The following is a 22,044-nucleotide window of genomic DNA, read 5'->3' as shown; positions in this document are numbered from 1 at the left end:
TCCCTTTCAATGAATACTTCCGTGTGTAGTAAATCCCCTGTCTTATCTGTTGCCGTTAGTATCATCTTCTTATCTCCTCGTATACTAAAATATTTATCGTCTACCGTTAAATATCCATTCCACTTCGGAGAGTATTCTTGCTTTATATTTATATCTCCCTTTGAACGCAGTGCTATCTCATTTACTATCCTGCAAGCGGTAGTTTTACTCAGCTTTATTCCTAAGCGCTCTCTTACTCTCTTCGAGATTACTCTGAAACTCATGCGTTCTTCGACGTGCATCCTGGCGATCTCTATCTTATAACTCTCCTTATATCTCCTCTTCTTCTCTTTAGGGATCGTAAATGTCCTTTGGCATAACTTGCATTTGTATCGCTGGACTTCACGGCTCGTCTTTCTATCAAAACTAATCGGCGTTAGTTTTCTATTCCCATTTTTTACGGTTGACAACGACTTGCAATATGGACAACGCATCCTACGGCCATTCCTCCTTTTCATTATCGATATCCTTTTAGCGAGTTCACTAACTCACTAATTTAGATTTCTTTTTGTCTTTTAATAACTTATAGCTATTTTATCAACCGATAACTGGGACGCCTATTTTCCACGAGACTAAGCTTCGTTCCGTTACACTCCACTCCGCTTAGCCTCAAGCTATTCATTAACCATTTACACAAAATTATTTACACACCCATTTGACTTTATGCCCCTTTATTAGATATCACTATTATTAATAAAATTATTTTTTTAATTTTTTTACATTTTTCTATATTTTTTATGATTTTTTTTATATTTTACATGTAGCGTGATAAAAATCACGAACAAAGGTGACAAAATTAAATAATTTATATTGCCCTGCCTTAACCGACCCCCTATCTAAAATAAAAAAGGTTGATATATGTTAACAAACAATATTTTAAATATTGTCAATGAATTTAATCAAAAAAAAACTTACATTGGAAAAACTATAATCCAAAAAGTAATTTATCTCACCTTCAGTGAAGAGCATAGAAGAAAGTTCTATATTCCTTATTTATATGGCCCCTATAGTGAAATGGTTCAATTAATGGTCGACTCTTTAATTTATTCTAATTATATAATTTATTCCTCTGATAAAAAATCTCTTACGCTCTCTAAATCATTGGAAAATAAAAATTTTTCATTTTCAGAACCTTACAAAAAAAGATTTGAATATGTTCTGAATTTTTTATTTACAAATAATGTTACTTCGACAGAAAAAATTTCATACTTAGCAAAAATTAATATGTTAGTTCATAATAACAACGGTACGTCCCGCGATCCTACTTTTCTAAAGGAGCGAGCTTCATTGTTAGGATGGAAAGACTTAGCTTCCTTAAAAGAGAATGACATTAAGAACTTATTAGATCTTAGTGATTCTTTTGATAAAAAAAGTTAGTTATCTTAATGTACTTTCTCTCGAATTATCAAATTGAATCTAAAGTTGTTCGGGATCCAATCTACACATTTATTGAGTTTCCCAAAGAATTACTTCCCATAATTGATCACAAACTTTTTCAACGGCTTCGGTGGATAAGTCAACTGCCTCTTGAACAATTAGTCTATCCCTCTGCACAACATTCTCGTTTTGAACATAGTATTGGTGTGATGTTTTTATCAATGCTCGCTGCGATTTCTCTTTTGCAAAATTCTAAGGAATTAATTCATTCTTACTTTAGTACTGACCCTGATTTTAAAAAAAGAAACCGACAACAAAGAGAAAAAGCTTTTATTCTATCGGCTGGTTTAGCTGGTTTACTACACGACGTAGGACATGCACCCTTTAGCCATACATTAGAAGAAGCATGCAAATATGCAAAATTGAAATACAATTATGATCATGAAGAAGTCGGTTATAAATTAGCACGTTATCTTATTACACAAACCAAGAAATCGAACGAACTGTATGCAAGAAAAGCTTTACAAGCTCTTAACAAGAAGCTTATTACCGTACAATCAGAACTTGAGCCCATTGAAATGGTTTTAAGAAAAATCATTGATGGACCTATTGATACTGATAAAGGAGATTATATTTACCGAGATTCGTATCATTGCGGTACCAACTATGGTTTTTATGATATTCAACGTTTGTGGCGTAATATATGCATAGCAAATGACAGCTATAACTTGCATGTTACTAAAAAGGGTGCTTTAGAAGCTTGGACTCTAAGATTACAAAGATATAAAATGCATGCAAATATCTATAAGCATCATATTCGTAATATTACTGATGCAATGTTAATAGATATATTAGCTACTTGTTTTGAAACTTTTCATAGATCTCCTAAAAAGCTTCAAGATATTATTCCCATTACTCATGGTCCCTATGATCTTGACAACTCTGATATTATAAATAAATTTATGGTTTGGACAGATGATTCTATATTAAGAGTTATCGCATCCCATAAAATTAATGCTTCAAATAGAATACGCAAGTTTTTTTCTCGTGAACTTTATAAACCGTCTTTAGTTTTTGACCTTTCTTCTGATTATCCTGATTCTGTATTTTTCATTCAAAGCTCTAATCAGCTACATATTGAATTAAGAAATTTGCAAAAAAAATTACATAATAAACATAATTTGGATTTCGATTTTCTAATTAATAGAGAAGAATTACCCTCCGTTTTTGATTCTTCAGTTCAAGAAAAGATCAAAGTATATTATTCTAAAAATAAATCAAAATCCTTAGCGGAATTTCTTGGTTTCCCACTACATCTTGTGTCTTCACATCAAAGTAATGGGGAATATCCCCTGGGTTATAAATATTATCTTCGTTTTTTTATTGATAGAAATTGTCGTCAGATGGTAAACAGAATTCTTAAACCAGCAATTGAAGATTTTCTTTCTAATTACAAGAAGCCCTAAATTTTTACCATACGTGAAGAGAATGTGCTATAAAAAATATCTCTTGTATAATTAAAATAAATGAATTAGACTTTTTCTGCCACAATAAAGTTTTAAAGATAATTTTAATATAAACGCACTAAGAAAAATCTACTTAAACAGATGAATTTATTTTAACCGGAACCATTCAATCAACAAAACCTTGAAACTTATCTATAACTTTCTCATTGACCTTTTCATTCCTTATGGCTATAATAACTCCCGACAAATATTCCCTTCGGTACTGAATTTCCCGTGTTGATTAAGGGCTGTGTCCGCCGAAAGTATTAAAAAATATAAATAGACGCTTTCATGAAGAAATTCGACACCGAAGTTCATCTCAGCCGCGAGATGAAACTTATGGACGCCACATTAATCGGCGTTGGGGCAATGATCGGCGCGGGCATATTCGTATTGACCGGAATTGCAGCCGGGGTCGCCGGTCCCGCTTTAATAATTACATTTGCATTAAACGGATTCGTGGCGCTCTTGACGGCTTTTTCATACGCAGAGCTCGGTTCCTGTTTTCACGACGCCGGCGGAGGCTATCTCTGGGTAAAAGAAGGACTGCCTAAATGGAACGGATTTATTTCAGGCTGGATGAGCTGGTTTGCTCATGCGGTCGCCTGTAGTCTCTATGCGCTCGGCTTCGGAGCTTACTTCGAACTTGTCATTCACGAGTTTAATATTGCAATGCCCCATTGGGGATTTTTGTCACCTCAAAAAATACTCGCCGCCGTTACGGCAATTTTATTTGCTTATATCAATTTCAAAGGCGCATCCGAAACGGGAAAAGTAGGCAATCTGGTTACAATCGCCAAAATTGTAATTCTCCTTGTTTTTATCGGATTCGGACTCAATTTTGTTTTTAAACGACCGGACTGGCAGTCGGCATTTTCGAACTTCTTCCCGCACGGCTGGGGCGGCGTCTTCAAAGCGATGGGACTTACGTTTATAGCGTTCCAGGGCTTCGAGGTAATTTCTCAATGCTCGGAAGAGATTAAAAATCCGAAAAGGAATATACCGCGCGCAGTCTTTCTTTCGTTAGCTATAGTTGTGCCGATTTATTTGTTGATAGCTTTTACCGCTCTCGGATCGGTGATTCCTCCCGGCGATACTACGCCGTGGGATTATCTGGCTTCGCACAAAGAGACGGCGTTAGTCGAAGTGGCAAAATCGTTTTTTACTGGCGGCGGCATTATGCTTTTAATCGGCGGTATTATTTCGACAATGTCGGCTTTAAACGCCACGATCTATTCTTCGTCCCGCGTGGCTTTTGCTATGGGAAGGGACAGAAACTTTCCTACCTTTTTCGGAAAAGTTCATAAGAAAAATTTTACGCCGCACCTTTCGATCCTCATTTCTCTTTTCATCGTAGTACTGATGGCGGTGTCGCTGCCGATAGAAGACGTGGCAAGCGCCGCAGATATTATGTTCCTTCTGTTGTTCCTTCAGGTAAACATAACCTTGATTCGTCTGCGTAAAAAAAGACCCGACCTCGACCGCGGATTCTTTACTCCCCTTTTTCCTTATCTGTCGATTCTGGGAATTTTGTCGCTCCTTTTCCTGGCTCTTTATATGTTCAATTACAGTCCGACCGCCTGGATCGTAACCGCAGTTTGGATATCGGCAGGACTGTTCGTATATAAATTTTATGCGGCTCATCGCGAAGTGGAACACGTCCGGAAAGTCCGTTCGCTCGAAAGGCTCGAACGGAAAGAATACAGAATACTGCTGCCGTTAGCCAACATAAACAACGTTACGAGTTTAACTCACATTGCCTCTGCAGTTGCAAAGAAATCGAACGCTCAAATTTTGCTTTTGCACGTTACCGAAGTCCGCGAAGGCAATCCTCTCGTTTCGGAATTGACCGACATTCAAAGAGCCAAACCGCTGTTCGACCGGGCAAATGAAATTACACTCAAAGAAAATATTCCCACGCGCTCGATACTCAACGTATCTCACCGGATTTCGCAGGGAATAATCAGTACCGCCGAAGAAGAAGAGTGCAATTTCATAATACTGGGAAGGGCAAAAAATCCCGACTTTTTCGAGCGGTTTTTTTCGTCGATAATCGACAGCGTAATCCAAAAATTTCCGGGCGAAGTAGCCGTTCTGCACGGAAATATCGAGAAGGAAAAAATCAAAAAAATTCTCCTTCCCTTCACAATCGACGCCCATGCTATGCTTGCAACGGAAATCGCTCCGGCTCTCAGCGAGTATTTTAAAGCTGATATCGAAATACTGCTTGTGTACGAACCCGAAACCCCGGTTTCGGAACAAAAGAGACGCGAAGAAAAAATATCCGAAATTTTGAAGGAAAATTCGATTCAAGCCGAAGTAAAGATTCTTAGAAATACGGATATCTTAAAAGGAATCGTAGACGAATCGAAGAATGCGGATTTGATTTTGATGGGCGGCAAAACGGGCGACTTTCTCGAACTGCTATTCGGCAAATCGCTGGCTCAGGATATTACCGAACAAGCCGCCTGCCCCGTCCTCTGGGTAAAAGAATACGAAGAAAGAGAGCCCCTCTGGAAACTGTTGTTAAAATCGCCAAAAGAATCAGGAGTCATAAATGGAAAGAATTGACAGTCCTTTTCTCGATCTCGGCAAACAAATTATCGGATATCTTCCGAGCCTTCTCGGCGGCGTAATTTTATTAATAGTCGGGTGGTTCATCGGGTGGCTCGCCAAAAGATTGACCGTTCAACTTCTTGTTGTATTGCGATTCGAAAGATTATTCGTAAGAATGCAATGGCGGCGGGCTCTTTCGAAAGCCGACATCCGGTACGCCGTTTTTAATTTTATCGGCAATGTAATTTTCTTTATAGTATTTTTGATTTTCCTGAATTCAGCGCTCGACGCTATGAAACTAACGGTGTTGTCGAACCTGATTCAGCAAAGCGTAATTTTTATACCGAAACTATTCGTCGCTTTTATTATATTCGGAGCCGGATGGATAATTGCAGGAAGAGTATCCACTGCCGTTTATAACAGTTTGTTGAAAGAAAATATTCATCATTATTCGTTAATATCGCGTATGACTAAATTTATAATCGTCCTCTTTTTTGCTGCTATGGCTCTTGTGGAAATCGACATCGCCACGCAGATAGTGATTATCGGATATACTATAATTATGATTACGCTCGGAATTATTTTCGTAATACTTGCGCTGGCGGCAAAAAAATCGATACTCGGAGAATTTATAGATCAAAACGAAAAAAATTTTGAAAAACAATGACGGAATCCCCGGTTAAACCTCTTATCAGCGCTCTCTATTTGCTCTTTGCAATTATCTGCATCGGCACTTTCGGATATATTGTAATCGAAGGCTGGAGTTTTATCGACTCGCTTTATATGGTAATAATAACCATCACAACAACCGGCTTCAAGGAAGTGCATCCGCTGTCGAAAGGAGGCGAACTCTTTACGATTTTTCTCCTCGCCTCAAGTTTTGCCGTTGTGCTTTACGTAGCCGGCGTGGGAATCCAAATCCTTATAGAAAGTAAAATATTCAAGAGAAAGAGAATGGAAAACAGAATACGAAAACTCGAGAATCACTATATCGTGTGCGGTTACGGCAGAATGGGAACGCATATTTGCGAGGAACTGGTTCATGCAGGAGCCGATTTTGTGGTAATCGAAAACAATAAAGCCAATCACCCGAAATTAGAAGCCGCCGGCTATTTATACGATACCGGCGACGCGTCCCAGGACGAAACTCTGGAACGAGTCGGCATTAAAAAAGCAAAAGGGCTCGTTGCCGTACTGCCGACCGATCCGGAAAACGTCTTTACTACTTTGACCGCAAAGTCGTTGAATCCCGACATATTCGTTGTGGCGCGCGCTATCGAGGAAGAAACTCATCCGAAATTGATTAAAGCCGGCGCCGACCGTGTTATCAATCCGTATGAACTCGGCGGCGTAAGAATGGCTTCGCTGTTGCTTCGACCCGGCGTGGCGGATTTTATCGAAATCGTCTCGGCAAATAAAAATCTCGACCTTCAAATCGAAGAGTTTGTAGTTAAAAAAGGCTCTAAAATGCACAAGAAAAAGCTTTCCGAACTGCCGATTAGAACCGAATTCAACGCTATTATAGTTTCCATTCAGAACAATGAAAAAGGCGCTTTTATTTATAATCCGAAAGGCGACGCTATTATCGAAGAAGGATATACTCTGATTGCAATCGGCGAAAGAAAAAATCTCGAAAAACTGAAAGATTACTGATAATTAAGAAAAAGAATAATCACTTCGCAAAATGAATTAAACTTTATGAAGCCGGTTTGCGTTTTCACATACAAACAAACCAAAGGGCGAACATGAAAACAACGCGCAAAAACTTTATAAAAACTTCTCTTTTGATAACAGGCGGGATTTTGCTCGAAGGCAGAAATTTCTTTGCAAAAGCGGCGCAGGAAATTTCCGGATTCAGAAATCTCAACGACCGCATCGGAATTTATACCGAAAAAGGCGGCACAATTCTCTGGTATGTAAACGACGACGCTGTTACAGTTATCGACTCTCAGATGGACGACTCCGTCCGCAATTTTTATAACGGTTTGAAAAAGAAGACCGACAGACGAATCAACTTTCTTATTAATACTCATCACCACAGGGACCACACCGGAGGCAATCACTTTCTGAGAGAATATACGGATAAAATAGTGGGACACGAAAAATGCCGTGAAATGCAGGAAAAGTTTTACGGCGGCGGAGAGGTTCCGCAGGCTTATGCGGACATCGTATTCGAAAAGGAATGGAGCGTCGATCTGGGAAATGAAAAAATAGACGCCGTCCACTTCAATCCGGCTCATACAGCAGGCGATATTGCCGTGCGGTTCGTGAATTCAAATATCGTTCATATGGGCGATATCGTCTTCAACAACGTTTATCCGTATATCGATTTCCCGGGCGGATCTAATCTTCACGACTGGATTAAATTTATCGATAAGTCGCTTGCGCATTTCGACGACAAGACTGTATTCATTTTCGGACATGCCGACAGCGACGAGAACGTAACCGGCAACAAAGAAAGCCTGATACAGATGAAAAACTATCTTACGGCTCTGCTCGAATTTGTAGACGGTCAAATTCAAAAAGGCAAATCGAAAGAAGAAATAACGGCGGCTCCGGAAATACCCGGTTTCGGATTTATAAAAGAGCACTGGAACGGCGCGCGAAAAATGAATCTCGAGCGGGCATATGAAGAACTGACGCAAACAAAATGAAAAAATTAACAGTCTCATTACTGCTGACCGTTTTTATTCTTGCGCTTGCATGCGAGGAAGGCGAAAAAAAACCGCCGGAATTTCCGCTTTCGGCTCTGTTGGCTACGCCCGACACTCTGGTCTACAAAAACAAACGCCTCGTATTAAAAGCCGACATCTGGTACGATAAAATGCCGACAATACCTGAAACGGGGCCCCGATTCGGAGCTCTCTTTACAATCTTTACCGCCGATTCCTCCGATATCGATTTCAAGATCGACATCGAAGCCTACTACTTAATCAGGAACGGAGAGGTTTTTTCCGGATTTACAGTCGACGAGGATTACCCGAACAATTATCCCTATAAATTCGAAAAAATTGGTCGCAGCGGACCTTCAGGTTGGGAAAATCAATCCGTAACTGTAGCGGTTCTGGTTTTCTTGGATGGAAATCAGTTTCTGATAAAAGCTGAAAATCAGTTTATCGGCGTGGCGTATTGAAAACTAAGTCGTATCGATTTCAGACAAATTATCTTCGCCTTTAAAAGTTACTCTGAATACGGAGCCCGTATTTTTACCGCTCTCAACAGAAATTACGGCGTTGTTAATCCGGCAGTAATTTTTAACGAGCGCCAGCCCCAAACCGCTCCCTTCGTATTTTCTCGAATAGCCGAGTTCCTCCTGCATAAACGGTTTGAAAAGCTCTTTGCGAAATTCGTCGGATATTCCGATTCCCGTATCGGCGACTTCCACAAAGAGACGCCGGTTTTTATTCCTGCCTATAACAATCTTTACGCTTCCCTTTTCCGTATATTTTATTGCATTGTCAATCAGGTTGGCGAAAATTTGCACAATACTGTATTCGTCGCCGGTTATTTGCGTCTCTTTTGTCTTTCTTTCGAGTTTGAATTCCAGATTCTTCACTCTGGCAAAGTTATTATACTCGTTGTAAAGCAATATCAGCCTGTCGTAGAGGTCGAACTTTTTAAAGACCGGCTCGTACGACCGGGTTTGCAATTCCGACATATTGAGAATCGAATCGATGGTGCGTATTAAACGCTTGCTTGCGAGTTCAACGCCGTGAAAATATTCGTCCGTTTGACTCGTTTTTTCCGGCAGGTTGTCCGCAATAAAATCTTTCAGTATCGAAACATATCCGAGAATTCTGTGTAAAGGCGAGCGGATTTCGTGCGACATTTGCGCCAGAAACGCTGACTTCAATTTTTCCGAATGTTCGGCTTTCTCTTTCGCTTTGATTAATTCCGTTTCGTATTTCTTCCTGTCGCTTATATCTCTTACGAAATCGGAATGTATCTTTTCTCCCTCGTATTCGAATGAAGTAACCGAAATTTCAACCGGAATTATTTCGCCTTTTCTGTTCTTGTGTTGGGTTTCAAAGGTATAGTACTTTTTATTTATAGACTTTTTCCAATGTTCTTTCCATTCTTTCCGTTTAAGATGCGGATCGATATCAAACACCGACATCGAAAGAAGCTCGTTTTTTGAATATCCGAGTTTCCTGCATGCCGATTCGTTTACATAAATAATATTTCCCTTAGAATTTACCCAGAAAATCGGGTCGTGCGAAAATTCTATCGACTTCTCGATAGCCTTCAGTTTTTCTTCCTGCTTTTTCCGGTCGGTAATATCCGTACTGGCAAAAACGCATGTGTAAGTTTTTTTGTCGTGTGTAAACTCGGGATAGATTCTCGTAATAGTATTTATTTCGTCGTTGTCGCCGCTTTTATATGTAAGCTCGATATCGGAAAAAGTCCTGCCTTCATAAACATCGTTTACAATCTTTCTCAGATAACTTTTACCGTATTCTTTGCCGTCGATAATAATCGGAGGTAAGATTACATCGGTTGCCTTTTTCAATTTCATCTTGTCCGCATTTCCGAAAACCGCTTGAGCGGCATTATTCAGATAAGTAAACTTTAGATTTTTTCCGACGGTGAAAATAATATTCGGCGAATTGTCGATTGCGCTTCGGTAGCTGAATTCCGCTTTAACCAAATTATTTTTCAATTTTATTTGCTCGGCAAAGTCGTACAAAACGCCGTTTATTACTTTATGGTTCCCGAAGACGGTAATTTCTGCGATATCCCTTATCCATCTGGTCGAACCGTTTTTGTGTTTAATTCTGTAGATATGGTCTGCCGTATGTTTTTTTCTTGTTCTTAACTTTTCCGCTTCGCCGGCGAACATTTCCTTATCCTGCGGGCATACGAGTTCGCTCCATTTGATTTTTCCCGATATAAAATCCCTCGCCGGATAGCCGGTAATTTTTATCGATTCTCCCTCGAAATAAACAAGCCGGTTTTCGATAATGTCGAACTGATACGAAATACCGCAAAGCGTTTTAAGCAGAAGACGGGTTCTCTCCTCGTGCTGTTTCAACTTTGTTTCGATATTTTCGATTTTTCTGGATTCCTGCATAGCGCACCCGTTCTTCTATGCTCTATTATCGAATTTACTTTTTTTTAATTGAATAAGAAACAAAAAAATACCTCCTTCCGGATTAAGGAGATCAACTTATACCGTGAAATTTCCCGGACTTCGTTTAGATTGCGCTTCGGATTTGAATGCCGGAGAAATTAATGCCGGGGCAATATTGCATCTGAAAATATTAACCGCTATTTTGATTGACGGCGACGATTTAAAACTGGAAGGGCAATGAAAAGATTATTATTTCCGGGAATAATTATCCTTTTAATTTCATGTATGGACGGAGCGGATATTATTGCGCCCGTCGAATACAATGTATCGAAATCCGATACGGTCAGTATAGAGCTCGGCATGAAAAATTACGCTTACATAAACAACGAACTGAAAATTCTGTTTGAAGACGTGCCGGAGGATTCGAGATGTCCGCTCGGCGTAATGTGCGTGTGGGCGGGAAACGCCGTTGTTCGGCTAAAAGTCTCGCTCGGCTCCGAAATCAAAACCGTGGAGCTCAATACGTTTCAGTCTTTCGGCGATTCCTATTACATCGACGATTATCTGATACGCCTAAAATCGTTGTCGCCTTATCCTGTTTTTCCGGATTCGATCGACAAAAAAGATTACGTTGCAGAATTAGAAATAATCAAAGCGCCGCTATTCGTACGGATTGAAAACGAAAGCGAACTCGACCGTATCAAAAAAGACCCGTTTGTAATCAACAAAATCGATTTATCGAACGACAAACTTTTTATACGGGTTTCTTACAGCGGCGGGTGCTCGGCTCACGAGTTCAGAGCGGTTTGGTATTACCCTCCGTATTCTTCGCGCCCCGACGCAAATCTTTATCTGTTTCATGATTCTCACGGTGATATGTGCGAGGCTTATTTAAGCGACACTGTCGTCGTAGACTTAAAACCCGTCAAACAATACTTTAATGATATGAACCCTACTATCGGCGGAGTTTATCTTCAAATTCACCAAAACCTTGAATTCAACGCTTCGGTTCAATATCGCTTTTAGTCGAGCCTGAACCGTACGAGCTTAATTTTCTTGCCGTTGGCAAGGTGCATCTTTTCGTACTTGGTGCGAATTTTCTCTTCGTCGCTCAAGTTTTCTTCGGCGTAGAGGTCGTCCACGGCTTTGATCAATTTCAATTGTTCTTCTTCTATTACAGAAAGCGTGTATTCGTAAAGAGTTTCGTCGTCCGTTTTCAAATTTATTTTGGCGCCGGGAGCAGTAATTTTTTTATAAACTTCGAGAAAGCGGGGATGCGTCAAACGTTTTTTCATGCTGCCGCGCCTCGGATACGGATCCGGAAATGTAATCCAGATTTCCTCGGCTTTCATCGTTTTAAATATTTCGTCGAGTCGTTCGATATACGAAATCAGGAAAGCTGCGTTTTTGACTCCGCTTGCCTCCGCGTTTTTCGACGCGTTCCAGATTCGCGCGGCTTTCCGGTCGATTCCGATAAAATACTTGTCGGGTCGAAGGAGCGCCAGATTTATCGAGTAATCGGCTTGTCCGCAACCGAGTTCCAGAGTAACCCTGTCGGCGTTGTTCAGATACCGGCGCAATTCTTCTTCCGCATTTTCCGCTTTGGCGTCGAAGACGTTTTCGAATGTTCTTACTTCAAGCAGTTTCTTTAATTTTCTTCTCGGCATCTTATTCCGTTTTTTATGAAACGCAAAGTTAATCATTTCGGAAGAAATACCGAGTGGAATATCTGCAGGAAAAAATACTATTTTTGGATTAACATCCGAAGGAGAGCAAAATGTGTTACGGTTTCGAAACAAAAATAGAAGCGGCGGTTCTGATAAGAAAGCTGCTCGAAAAAAAATATAACATCGAGGCGAAAGAACTCGACGAATCTTTCAAAAAAACAAATATCCGTCCGAACGATAAAATTCTTTGCGTTTATAAAGAAGGAAACAAGCTCCAGATAAGTCTTATTAAATGGGGAATCAAATTCGGCAAAGATAAGCCCAACATAGTAAATTCGAGAAGCGAAACTATAAAAGAAAAAAAATTCTGGAACGATCTGTTTACAAACAATCGTTGCCTGGTTCCGATGACCGGTTTTTACGAATGGATCGAAGTCGAAGGCAGAAAAGTACAACACAAAATTTATATCTATAACGAAGAATACTTTTTCGTGCCGGGAATAATGTACCGAGACAAAGAAAACAATCTGTCGGTTTCGATTATTACCACATCGCCAAACGAATTCGTCGAGCCGTTCCACAATCGAATGCCCGTTCTTTTTGAACTCGACGAAGCTCTTCAAATTCTGGACGAGCCTGCAAAAGAATCTCTGAAAAGGCTTAGACCGTACCCCCATTCGATTAAAATGAGAAAAGAAGTAGCCGTTTTACCTGTACGAAAAAAGAAAGCAACCGAAGTAAAAAAAGATTAAACTTAGTATATTTGGAATCCAATTTCGAGGAAACGATGGAAATATACGACAAATTAAAATCGATACGTGAAAAGTTCGAAGAAATCAACACTAAACTTACCGACCCGGACGTTTTATCGGATCAGAAGAAGGTTATTTCTCTCATCAAGGAACGCCGCGAATTGGAAGAAATCGTAGCCGCTTTCAACGAATACGAAAAAGTGCTCAACGAAATCAGCGGCAATAAAGAAATCATAGAAACTTCTTCCGACAAAGAATTGGTAGAAATTGCCGAAATCGAATTGAAAGATTTAAGCAAAAAGCTCGAAGAGCTTGAAGAGAAGATAAAAGTATTATTGATTCCCAAAGACCCGAACGACGACAAAGACGTGATTGTAGAAATAAGAGCCGGAACCGGCGGCGAAGAAGCAGGATTGTTTGCCGCCGATTTATACAGAATGTACTCGAGATACGCCGAAAAACGCGGCTGGCAAAAGGAATTGATCGATATAAGCGACACCGGATTGGGAGGCATTAAAGAAGTTGTTTTTTCTCTCTCGGGCACAAACGTTTTCGGAGATATGAAATTCGAAAGCGGAGTACACCGCGTTCAACGCGTTCCCGAGACCGAGGCAAGCGGCAGAATCCATACCTCTGCGGCTTCGGTTGTAGTACTGCCTGAAGTAGAGGACGTCGACGTCGAAATCGATCCAAACGATCTGCGTATCGACGTCTACAGAAGCGGCGGCGCAGGCGGTCAAAACGTTAACAAAGTCGAAACCGCCATTCGGATTACTCATATTCCTACCGGACTTGTCGTTCAATGCCAGGACGAACGTTCGCAACTTAAGAACCGTCAGAAGGCGATGAAAGTATTAAAAGCGCGTTTATACGACATGAAAATGCAGGAACAGATGTCGGAAATTTCAGCTCAACGCAAATTGATGGTGCGTAAAGGCGACCGCAGCGATAAAATCAGGACTTATAATTTTCCACAAAACCGCGTTACGGATCACCGCATCGGATTGACTCTTTATAATCTCGATTCGATTATGGAAGGCGAGCTCGACGAGTTGATAGAAAAACTAAAAATAGCAGACCGCGCAGAAAAACTGAACGAGACCGGCGGTGGAGAATAATAAAGAAATAAAAGACGAAGGTCGGTATAATCCGCCGTGTCCATCGTGTAAATCTTCAGCCACATTGATACTCGATCCGAAAAAATACAACCGGCGCGACGCAGAATGGCTTTGCCAGGTATGCGGCAAAATTTTTACTTCGGGCGAAGAAAATTATAAGCCGGACAAACAGGTTTAATCCGGCTTTGACTGCCTCTTGTAATAAAACCCGAAAGAAAATCCCAGAGCGACAAAACCGATAAAAGTATAAATCAACCAGAAAATTCTGTCTCTGCCGAATGCCGAACCGTATACAAGCGGATGAGAAATATCCCACAATGAAATAATCAACCAGAATCCCGCTCCGTACAAAACTCCTTGCAATGAAGATCTAAATCTTCCGGACAACGGGAGTTTTTCATAAACAAAGGCAAAAAGCAATCCGAAGAAAATTCCGATTACAATTTTTGTCCAGATAAAATAAAACGGATTGAGCTGTTCCGGCTTGAATTTTCCGGGCGGCGCAAATTCCGGTCCGTACACAACTCTCGAGACAATCGCTCCGCCGATGAAAAGCATAATGCCCATTACAATTCCCGAAGAGATACCGCAGACGAGAATCCTCTTGAACATCGATTTTCCTCCTCCGATTTATTTGAGAGCCATTTAAATCGCAGCAAGAGTATTTTAAGAGAATAATTTATTCAGATCCACGCCTTTTAAAAGCAGCCATATTCCAACGGACAATTCGGCGATCAAGGGAATCAGATATAACGGTTGTATGTGAGAAAAAAGATCGGGTAACAAAAATCGAATAAAACTACCAAATATATACACTACTGCTGCGGCTGACAAACCGTAACCTAAAATTTGCGGTATAATCTTCGACTTTACAATCAGATAACCGAGAATCAAATTCGAAACTCCGAAGAAAATCAATCCGAAATCGTATCCGTATGCATGAAGTTCGATAAAGAGAAGCGGCGTTATTGTTTCGCCGGTTTCAGGATTTATATTGTCGAGCAAAATCAACGGAGCAAAATAAAACAACAAACTTGCGCTTATCAAAAAGGCTTGCGCCAATCTGAAAACCGCAGCCGACAAAGAAAGATATTTACTTACCTTCCGGAACAGTATGTAAAAGAGAATTGCAATAATAATATCAGCTGTTACCATTACAGTATCCGATACAAAACCGGCGCGATACAGCGAGTGAAATAATTTTATGTTAGTCATCGTTGCCGCCGGGTCGTCTTTCAATACAATTTTGGATCTCACGAAGAGTTCGCTGAAAAGACCGGTAATTATTATTACCAGGTAGAGTATTCCAGCCATCCTGGCATAAAAGTTATATCGGATTCTTTTTTCTTTTCCCGCCAAACGGAAACCTTCTATTTATCTCCCTCTTGAAAAACAATAATAAGAAAATTATCCGAGAACCGGCAATTTTTTTCCGGATGAATTTCGTTGCGGCGATAGTTTATACTCTTTGATGTATATGCGTGATTTGTCGATGGGAGGGAAAGATTTTAAAACAAAAAAGGCGGGTTCTATTACCCGCCCTAAAAAACGATCGATAATTCTTATAAATTGTATCCGACGCCTACGCTGAAACTGAAAACATTGAGCAGGTGTTTTCCGCCCATATTGTGAGCGCCCTGGGTAACCTCTCTTTCTGCGCCGAAGAGATACTCTGCCGCAGCTTCAAGCTGAACTTTTCCCGTTGAATAAGTCAGTCCGCCCGTGAGAACATGATTTGTGGAAGATGGAAAGAGAATGTTGACCGTTTCGTCCGGAGCCGGAGCCGGGTCGTAGTAGTAGCCGACTCTGCCCGTGAAACAAGGAGAAAATTGATATTCGGCGCCTGCGCGAATCTGTACTTTGTCTTCCCATTTAAGGATGAATTTATTTCCGTCGTCTACGCTCATTGCCAGTTTCCAGTAAGCGTCGTTATATTCCGTAACAAGCTCGTCGAGTTCCGACCATTGGCTGAATTGAGCGTCGAGAACCAACGTAAGTTTATCGTTCGGTTTGTAGGCAAACCCGCCGGAAATCCAGAGCGGCCATGTTACGTCCCTGTCGAAATCGCTTTCGCCGGGTCCTGGCATTACTGCTGGCGGAAAGTTGGGCAATGCCGGGAACAGGTTATTCTTTGCCGTTCCGCTCATCGATACTTTCGACGCCAATCGTACAGTGGCTCCGAAAGAGAGTTCGGGATTGAAATTATACTTCAATCCGAAAGTAGCTCCGAATCCGAGTCCGTCCGACGATTCGTCGTACTGGAAAAATTCGGGAATGCCGTCGCCGTTTACATCCTGCATAACCGGCTGTTTCATATCGAACATTGCATACGAAACATTAACGGCAACGCCCAGAGAGAGATTTTCGGAAATCTGATAAGCAAACGCCGGAGATATGTTTATCACTCCGATTTGCGACATCAGTTCTAAGTTAGCCTGCGAAGGATAACCGAATTCGGAAGTATTCCATTCGGCTCCGATACCCGCAGGCACATAAACTCCGAGTCCGAAAGCCATATTATCGAGCGAATAATTAACGAACAATCCGGGCGCCGGATAAACGTTGTTGACAAGAGAGGCGTCGACGGGTCCGTTCTTGTAATAGCCGTTCGGCATAATGAACGTACCGTACAAATAAACTCTCGAATCCAATCCTGCCAGACCTGCGGGGTTCCAATAAATTGCCGAACCGTCGTTAGCCAACCCGACAAACGCGCCTCCCATACCGAGCGCGCGGGTCCCGACGCTGTTAAGACTCAATCCGTTTGCTTTTAATGGGACTGCCGTAAATGCTATCATTAATACTGCAGTCAGAATAGCGGTTAATTTTTTCATGCTTCACTCCCCTGTATAGTTGATGGATGATTTTATATCATTGAGTTCGCCCCTGTGAAAAGCAACTCAGATGAATCGGATAAACACACCTTATACCCTAATTAAATTTATGCCCTGAAAAATAAAAAAAAAGACGATACTTACGAAATCGCTTTTTTTAAAACGAAAAAGTCTGTCCCGTCTCGATTAAGCGCGGAGAATAAGACGGGACAAACCTGAAAATCATGTAAAGATAATTTCGCCGCCGGCAGACATCTCGTAAAATTCGCCGACGGTAATAATGTCGTCTACCTGTTCGCAGAAATCCTCTTTCTTAAGATGAAACATATCGACAGTAGCTTTGCATGCGTAGATATTGCATCCGGCGTCGTGAATCATTTCGAGGAATTCTCTTACGGGAGGAATATCGAGTTTTTCCATCTCTTTTTTCATCATTCTGGTTGCAAATGCGCTCATTCCGGGCAGTATTCCGATTAACGACGGAATGTGCATAGCGGGATTGCCTACCGTGGCTACTTTAAGATTATCCATTCTCTTGTTGATAATAGCGTCGAGTCCGAAAAATGTAAAGAATAAATTTGCTTCGATACCTTCCATTCGCGCTCCGTTAGCCATTATAAGCCCGGGATAAACTCCCTCGAGGGAGCCTTTTGAAACCACTATTGATACTTTTTTGAGTTGTTCGGACATATTATTCTCCGTTATTATTAATTAAATACACCCTTTGGGTTTGGGAAGCCCTGCAATCTTAGCGGCTTTTTTAGCCGGACCGTTCGGAAAAAGTTCATAGAGTTCTTTAGTGCTAACGCCGCTTTCTTTTGTAAGTCTTCTGATTGAAGGGGCGTCGCCCTTTTCCTGATATTCTTTTCTCATAAAATTAATTACCGCCCAATGGCGCTCCGTCAATTCGTTAATGCCTTCCATTTTGGCGAGTTCTTTAGCCACTTCTTCGTTCCAGTCGGATAAATTGGCAAGATTGCCGTCTGCGTCGACTTCAAGTTGCTTGCCCAATATTTCGATGGTTGCCATAAAAGTACCTCCGTTGTTATTGTTTTGTGTTTACGTTTAATTCTTTCGGTTGATTGGCTATATTTTTTAAGAATTCAATTCCGAATGCCAATCCTCTTTTAACTTCAGGGTCGTTCATTTCTTTCAGAAGCGAAATCAACGAGACGTCTTCTTTAACCTTAATATTTAGATTTTTGTATACGTTGACAACGTTGTTGAGAGTATTTAACATTTCCGGTTGAGTAAGATTTTTAATGGTGCTGAGAATCATTACAATATTATCGGCAAGCGCTCTTACGTCTTCCGGCGAGAATGAAGTAACGACGTTGTCGAGTATTTTTCTTGTTTCTCTCATAAAATCGAAATACCCTTTCCTGTCGTACTCGTCGAGTTTATTCATCAAATCGATTATGCCGTCGCGCGAAATAGGCGCAAAATCTTCGAAGAAATCTTTAATGCTTTCGAGCTGTTCGACCGCTTTGTTGATTGTGTTGACGTTTCTGAGAAGTTTTTTGCCGAGGTGGAGCAAATCGGCGGTATTGAATGAGTCGCTTATCTCGTCGAGTTCCTCTACCGCAGTTTTATAGAGATCGGTTCCCACCCGCATCAGATCGTCTTTAAGGTCGTCCATTTCTCTTCTGTGCCGGCGTTGCAGTTCGATTTCTTCGAGCACAATATCGAGCTTCCGGTTCAGCTCTTCTATCTGATTTTGAATTTTTGTTTCATCCATAATTATAACCTCTTGCCTGCCATTGACATGTGAGATTCGATCGGCAATTCTTTTCCTTTAATCAGGAAGTTCCAGTACATCCATCTGAACATGACTTTGCCGTAGTGATTCATTTTGGTTTCTTCCAGAAGCGAAAAAGGTCCGACGCCAGGCAGGGGAAATTTGCCCGGCAGAGGTTCGGTATCGTAATTGAAATCGATTAAAATTCCCTTGCCGAAACCCGATTCGATAAAGCAGTTTGCGTGTCCGTCGAAGCGGGCTCTCGGTTTTCTGCCTTCGATAACATCGATGAAATTTTCGAGTAGAATATCGGCTTCGAAGTGAGCGACAGAACCGGCTTTCGAAGAAGGCAAATTCGTAGCGTCGCCGATAACGAAGATATTATCGTATCCTTCGGCAAGAAGAGTATGTTTGTCGGTAGGAATAAAATTGAGCTCGTCGCCCATGCCGCTGCGGGCAATGGCTTCGTCGCCCATATTCGTAGGTATTGTAACCAAACAATCGAACTGTACATCTCTTTCGTCCCACGAAATTATTTTCTGATTTTCATTGTCCACACGCCCGATATTAAAATCGGTTGTCAGTTTAATATTCTTTTTGTCAAGGAAGTCGCCCAATATTGAAGAAGCTTTCGGTTTTGTGAATGCGCCCGGCAAAGGCGTTACAAAGTGGATTTCAACTTTGTCGCGTATTCCCCTTTCCGTAAAATACCAGTCGGCGAGGAATACGAATTCGAGCGGAGCCACGGGACATTTAATCGGCATTTCGGTAATATTAACAACCAGCTTGCCGCCTTCCCAGTGTTTGAAGAAATTAGCCAGAGCTACGGCGCCTTCTATCGTATAGAAATCAAATATTTTTTTGTACCATAAATCTCCGAGCATTCCTTCAGTTTCGCCCGGATTAATTTTTGCGCCGGTTGCTATAATCAAATAATCGTATCCCAGCACTTTTCCGTCTTTCATCAGCACTCTGTTCGAACCGGGTTCGATTTTGTCGATTTCGCCCATACATACGTTCACGCCGGTCGGAAAGAAATCCCGCTTCGGCTTAATTACGTCTTTTTTTGAATAAATCCCGAACGGTATAAAAAGAAAACCGGGCTGATAGTAATGTGTTTCGAATTGGTCGACAATAGTAATCTGCCATTCGTTCCTGTCTAACACAGGATAGAGTTTATTCAGCATCATGGTGCCGGCTGTTCCGGCTCCGAGTATTACTAATTTTTTCATCCGTTCTCCCGAATAATTTATTTTAATAATTCTTTTAATTTGTTTTTGATCGATGCGCAGTTCCCGTAGGATTTATAAACTTCGCATTGACGGCAATCCCGTCCCGAGCAGTAATTGTCTTTATGATTAATCATCCAGCACGGTTTTGTATGACCGGAATAAGCAACGCATTCTTTTCTGTCTTCTTCGCTACATTTAACAATAGCCCAGCAAGGAATTAATGCAAGAACGCGCCTTATGCCTTCGATATTAATTTTGTCTTCGTTTATTGTGCTCCGAATGCAACCGATTCTTTCGATATCCCTGTCGGTATAAAGACGTTGATTGCTGGACTTCTTAAAAGGGATTATGAGACCTTCCCGTTCGTACATTCTTAAAGTATGCACTGAAATACCGGAAAGTTTTGCCGCCATGCTTATTGTATATTTAGGTTCATCCATAACATTCTTTCATGTCATAATTGTTGATATTAACTAATATCAACTTTCCTGCCAATAAACAATATTAGGTTTTGGGAATGTTATACGGTTTCAAGTACAGGAAGTTTTTCAAAGGCGGGAAAGGAAAGCGCGGAAAATCTCAGAAATAAAAACATATAAGTCTTGTTGTCTTATTGTTCTATTTTCCCGAGATAAGCCATTTAAGCGCTTCGTTGAAGTCGGTAAAGTAGGAGAGGTTAAAAATTCCTCTGTTGAGGGCAACGTTTTTCGAGTGCTCGTGCTGCTCTTTGTCGAGCTCATAGAGTACGGCAATCCGATCTTTTTCCGTAACTCCGAGTTTGTCGAGATTTGTCACTATCATATGACTGCCAATGAGAGTATAATCGAGTTTTGCGTTTCTTATATCCCACAAAACTCTGTTAATCTTCTTTTCTCTCATAAACTTAATCGTTTCGAGAGCAGCCTTGTTTCTGCTTTCGACATTCATAATGCCTTCTATTTCGGTGTGAACGAATTCGACTCCGTCTGATATTTCCGTTTTGATTTGATATGTAATCATTTTGCCCCCGCTTTAGATTTTTCTTTTTTGCCGCAAGGAATTTACATTCCAAAACTTTTTCTGATACATCCTCCGCGTTTTTCCGATTCTGTCCGCAATAAAGCTTTTTCGTCTACGAAATTTTTTGATGAAATGTTTCTTGTTAAATTTTTCCGCCCGCATATAAAAATATTATTCTATTTTTGCATTTACAATAACTTTTTTGGGGAAGGCGTGTCGAAGTTAGGAATAGCGCTTGGGGGCGGAGGAGCCCGCGGTCTTGCGCACATCGGCGTTCTTAGAACGCTCGAAAAAAATAAGATTATAATTCATTCTATAACCGGCTGCAGTATGGGCGCAATAATCGGCGGACTCTATGCCTACTACGGCAATATCGACGAAGTTGAAAGTTTTATTGAAAGCGTATTGAACAATCCGAAATTCAAGGAACTCGGCATATCGAAATTAAGCGAATCGAAAGGCGGGCTCGACAAAAATTTTCTGGAACAACTTTTCGATTTTATCGAAGTCCGTTTCAAAGCGTTTAAGTCTCTTTCGAGTTTATCTTATTTCGAAGAGGAAGAAGCCGAAGAAATGTTCGGCATTATTCCCGACGTTCCGATCGAAAATTTGAAACTGAAATTTTCCGCTGTGGCGACAGACCTTATCAGCGGAGAAGAAATAAATTTTACAAGCGGGTCGCTCCGTACAGCTATAAGAGCCAGCTCGGCAATTCCCGGAATTTTTCCTCCGGTCAGATATCAAGATTACTTGCTCGTAGACGGTTATACTTCGGAAACCGTTCCCGCCACAAAATTAAAAGAGCTCGGCGCCGACAGAGTTCTTGCCGTCGACGTTATGCGGCAATTGAAATATTCCAGAGTTCCCTACAATATTATCGACCTGCTTTACCGTACCGAAGATATTACATCTTATCATCTGGCTCTCTTGAAGCTGCAGGAAGCCGACCTGATTATACATCCCGACATTAAAAATTTATCGTGGGCGGATTTCGAGCGCGCAGGCGAAATTATTAAAGCCGGAGAGCTTGCCGCAGTTGAGAACCTTTATGAAATAAAAAAACTGGTCAATCGTTTTCCGCTTACTCTCTGGTTATTCAAATTAATGAGACTGTTGAAAAGAGCCTGACTCCTCTCTAAAATTTTTCTTATCGAAT

Annotated in this window: 24 protein-coding genes; 12 read left to right on the top strand and 12 right to left on the bottom strand. The window is 41.0% G+C overall.

Features of this window, described 5'->3' with window-relative positions:
* Positions 1-263, bottom strand: a 263-nt coding sequence (locus ACSSWA_RS13685; RefSeq protein WP_437357114.1) for a hypothetical protein, incomplete at its 3' end; no start/stop codon positions are given.
* A 634-nt stretch (positions 264-897) separates the two neighbouring features.
* Here ACSSWA_RS13685 and ACSSWA_RS13680 point away from each other — a divergent pair.
* The 7 genes from ACSSWA_RS13680 (at position 898) to ACSSWA_RS13650 (ending at position 8,610) form a co-directional block, all read left to right on the top strand.
* Entirely contained in the window at positions 898-1,416 is a 519-nt protein-coding gene (locus ACSSWA_RS13680) for a hypothetical protein (RefSeq protein ID WP_437357113.1), read from the top strand.
* An 8-nt stretch (positions 1,417-1,424) separates the two neighbouring features.
* A complete protein-coding gene (locus tag ACSSWA_RS13675) occupies positions 1,425-2,882 on the top strand; it encodes an HD domain-containing protein (protein WP_437357112.1) in 1,458 nt (485 codons plus the stop codon).
* Positions 2,883-3,212: 330 nt separating this feature from the next.
* Positions 3,213-5,492: an amino acid permease gene (locus ACSSWA_RS13670; RefSeq protein WP_437357111.1), complete on the top strand. Its 2,280-nt coding sequence runs from the start codon at positions 3,213-3,215 to the stop codon at positions 5,490-5,492.
* A complete protein-coding gene (locus tag ACSSWA_RS13665) occupies positions 5,479-6,144 on the top strand; it encodes a mechanosensitive ion channel family protein (RefSeq protein ID WP_437357110.1) in 666 nt (221 codons plus the stop codon). The genes ACSSWA_RS13670 and ACSSWA_RS13665 overlap by 14 nt, the downstream gene beginning before the upstream one ends.
* Positions 6,141-7,130: a potassium channel family protein gene (locus tag ACSSWA_RS13660; protein WP_437357109.1), complete on the top strand. Its 990-nt coding sequence runs from the start codon at positions 6,141-6,143 to the stop codon at positions 7,128-7,130. The genes ACSSWA_RS13665 and ACSSWA_RS13660 overlap by 4 nt, the downstream gene beginning before the upstream one ends.
* Positions 7,131-7,222: 92 nt before the next feature.
* Positions 7,223-8,131 carry an MBL fold metallo-hydrolase gene (locus tag ACSSWA_RS13655; protein WP_437357108.1) on the top strand — a complete coding sequence of 303 codons (909 nt, stop codon included), beginning with the start codon at positions 7,223-7,225 and terminating at the stop codon, positions 8,129-8,131.
* On the top strand, positions 8,128-8,610 hold the full coding sequence (locus ACSSWA_RS13650) for a hypothetical protein (RefSeq protein WP_437357107.1): 483 nt from the start codon (positions 8,128-8,130) through the stop codon (positions 8,608-8,610). Before ACSSWA_RS13655 ends, ACSSWA_RS13650 begins: the two co-directional genes overlap by 4 nt.
* Before the next feature lie 3 nt (positions 8,611-8,613).
* Here the strand turns inward: ACSSWA_RS13650 and ACSSWA_RS13645 are convergent, their stop codons facing one another.
* Entirely contained in the window at positions 8,614-10,548 is a 1,935-nt protein-coding gene (locus ACSSWA_RS13645; protein ID WP_437357106.1) for a sensor histidine kinase, read from the bottom strand.
* Between the two features lie 237 nt (positions 10,549-10,785).
* Here ACSSWA_RS13645 and ACSSWA_RS13640 point away from each other — a divergent pair, with 237 nt between their 5' ends.
* Positions 10,786-11,574 (top strand): hypothetical protein, encoded by a 789-nt coding sequence (locus ACSSWA_RS13640; protein WP_437357105.1) that lies wholly within the window; start codon positions 10,786-10,788, stop codon positions 11,572-11,574.
* Here the strand turns inward: ACSSWA_RS13640 and trmB are convergent.
* Positions 11,571-12,215: a tRNA (guanosine(46)-N7)-methyltransferase TrmB gene (gene trmB, locus ACSSWA_RS13635; RefSeq protein WP_437357104.1), complete on the bottom strand. Its 645-nt coding sequence runs from the start codon at positions 12,213-12,215 to the stop codon at positions 11,571-11,573. The genes ACSSWA_RS13640 and trmB overlap by 4 nt on opposite strands.
* 110 nt (positions 12,216-12,325) lie before the next feature.
* Between trmB and ACSSWA_RS13630 the strand changes: the two genes are divergently transcribed.
* From ACSSWA_RS13630 to ACSSWA_RS13620, 3 genes are read left to right on the top strand one after another with little or no spacing between them, the layout of a single operon-like run.
* Positions 12,326-12,967 (top strand): SOS response-associated peptidase, encoded by a 642-nt coding sequence (locus ACSSWA_RS13630; RefSeq protein WP_437357103.1) that lies wholly within the window; start codon positions 12,326-12,328, stop codon positions 12,965-12,967.
* Between the two features lie 35 nt (positions 12,968-13,002).
* Positions 13,003-14,085 carry a peptide chain release factor 1 gene (prfA, locus tag ACSSWA_RS13625; protein ID WP_437357102.1) on the top strand — a complete coding sequence of 361 codons (1,083 nt, stop codon included), beginning with the start codon at positions 13,003-13,005 and terminating at the stop codon, positions 14,083-14,085.
* A complete protein-coding gene (locus ACSSWA_RS13620) occupies positions 14,075-14,263 on the top strand; it encodes a hypothetical protein (protein WP_437357101.1) in 189 nt (62 codons plus the stop codon). Before prfA ends, ACSSWA_RS13620 begins: the two co-directional genes overlap by 11 nt.
* Here ACSSWA_RS13620 and ACSSWA_RS13615 read toward each other — a convergent pair.
* The 9 genes from ACSSWA_RS13615 to ACSSWA_RS13575 all read right to left on the bottom strand — a co-directional run bounded on the left by ACSSWA_RS13615 (position 14,260) and on the right by ACSSWA_RS13575 (position 20,888).
* A complete protein-coding gene (locus ACSSWA_RS13615; RefSeq protein ID WP_437357100.1) occupies positions 14,260-14,697 on the bottom strand; it encodes a hypothetical protein in 438 nt (145 codons plus the stop codon). The two genes, ACSSWA_RS13620 and ACSSWA_RS13615, sit on opposite strands and share 4 nt — an antisense overlap.
* Positions 14,698-14,751: 54 nt before the next feature.
* Positions 14,752-15,444 carry a DUF4386 domain-containing protein gene (locus tag ACSSWA_RS13610; RefSeq protein ID WP_437357099.1) on the bottom strand — a complete coding sequence of 231 codons (693 nt, stop codon included), beginning with the start codon at positions 15,442-15,444 and terminating at the stop codon, positions 14,752-14,754.
* A gap of 203 nt (positions 15,445-15,647) precedes the next feature.
* Positions 15,648-16,919, bottom strand: a complete 1,272-nt coding sequence (locus tag ACSSWA_RS13605; RefSeq protein WP_437357098.1) for an OmpP1/FadL family transporter — start codon at positions 16,917-16,919, stop codon at positions 15,648-15,650.
* Positions 16,920-17,141: 222 nt separating this feature from the next.
* Entirely contained in the window at positions 17,142-17,609 is a 468-nt protein-coding gene (locus tag ACSSWA_RS13600) for a DsrE/DsrF/DrsH-like family protein (protein ID WP_437357097.1), read from the bottom strand.
* 21 nt (positions 17,610-17,630) lie between these two features.
* The gene (locus tag ACSSWA_RS13595) at positions 17,631-17,948 is read right to left on the bottom strand and encodes a TusE/DsrC/DsvC family sulfur relay protein (protein ID WP_422882072.1); all 318 of its coding nucleotides are present in this window, start codon (positions 17,946-17,948) and stop codon (positions 17,631-17,633) included.
* 16 nt (positions 17,949-17,964) lie between these two features.
* Entirely contained in the window at positions 17,965-18,657 is a 693-nt protein-coding gene (locus ACSSWA_RS13590; RefSeq protein ID WP_437357096.1) for a DUF1641 domain-containing protein, read from the bottom strand.
* A 2-nt stretch (positions 18,658-18,659) separates the two neighbouring features.
* Positions 18,660-19,889, bottom strand: a complete 1,230-nt coding sequence (sqr, locus tag ACSSWA_RS13585; protein ID WP_437357095.1) for a type III sulfide quinone reductase, selenoprotein subtype — start codon at positions 19,887-19,889, stop codon at positions 18,660-18,662.
* 17 nt (positions 19,890-19,906) lie between these two features.
* The gene (locus tag ACSSWA_RS13580) at positions 19,907-20,329 is read right to left on the bottom strand and encodes a MerR family transcriptional regulator (RefSeq protein ID WP_437357094.1); all 423 of its coding nucleotides are present in this window, start codon (positions 20,327-20,329) and stop codon (positions 19,907-19,909) included.
* 178 nt (positions 20,330-20,507) lie between these two features.
* A complete protein-coding gene (locus ACSSWA_RS13575) occupies positions 20,508-20,888 on the bottom strand; it encodes a hypothetical protein (protein WP_437357093.1) in 381 nt (126 codons plus the stop codon).
* Between the two features lie 213 nt (positions 20,889-21,101).
* Here ACSSWA_RS13575 and ACSSWA_RS13570 point away from each other — a divergent pair, with 213 nt between their 5' ends.
* Positions 21,102-22,016: a patatin-like phospholipase family protein gene (locus ACSSWA_RS13570; RefSeq protein WP_437357092.1), complete on the top strand. Its 915-nt coding sequence runs from the start codon at positions 21,102-21,104 to the stop codon at positions 22,014-22,016.
* The last annotated feature ends 28 nt before the right edge of the window (positions 22,017-22,044 follow it).

Origin of the sequence: Melioribacter sp. Ez-97 (assembly GCF_051488665.1) — a bacterium.
Classification (GTDB): domain Bacteria; phylum Bacteroidota; class Ignavibacteria; order Ignavibacteriales; family Melioribacteraceae; genus Melioribacter.
The sequence above is the reverse complement of the archived record's forward strand: the minus strand, read 5'-3'. Positions and strand labels throughout refer to the sequence as shown.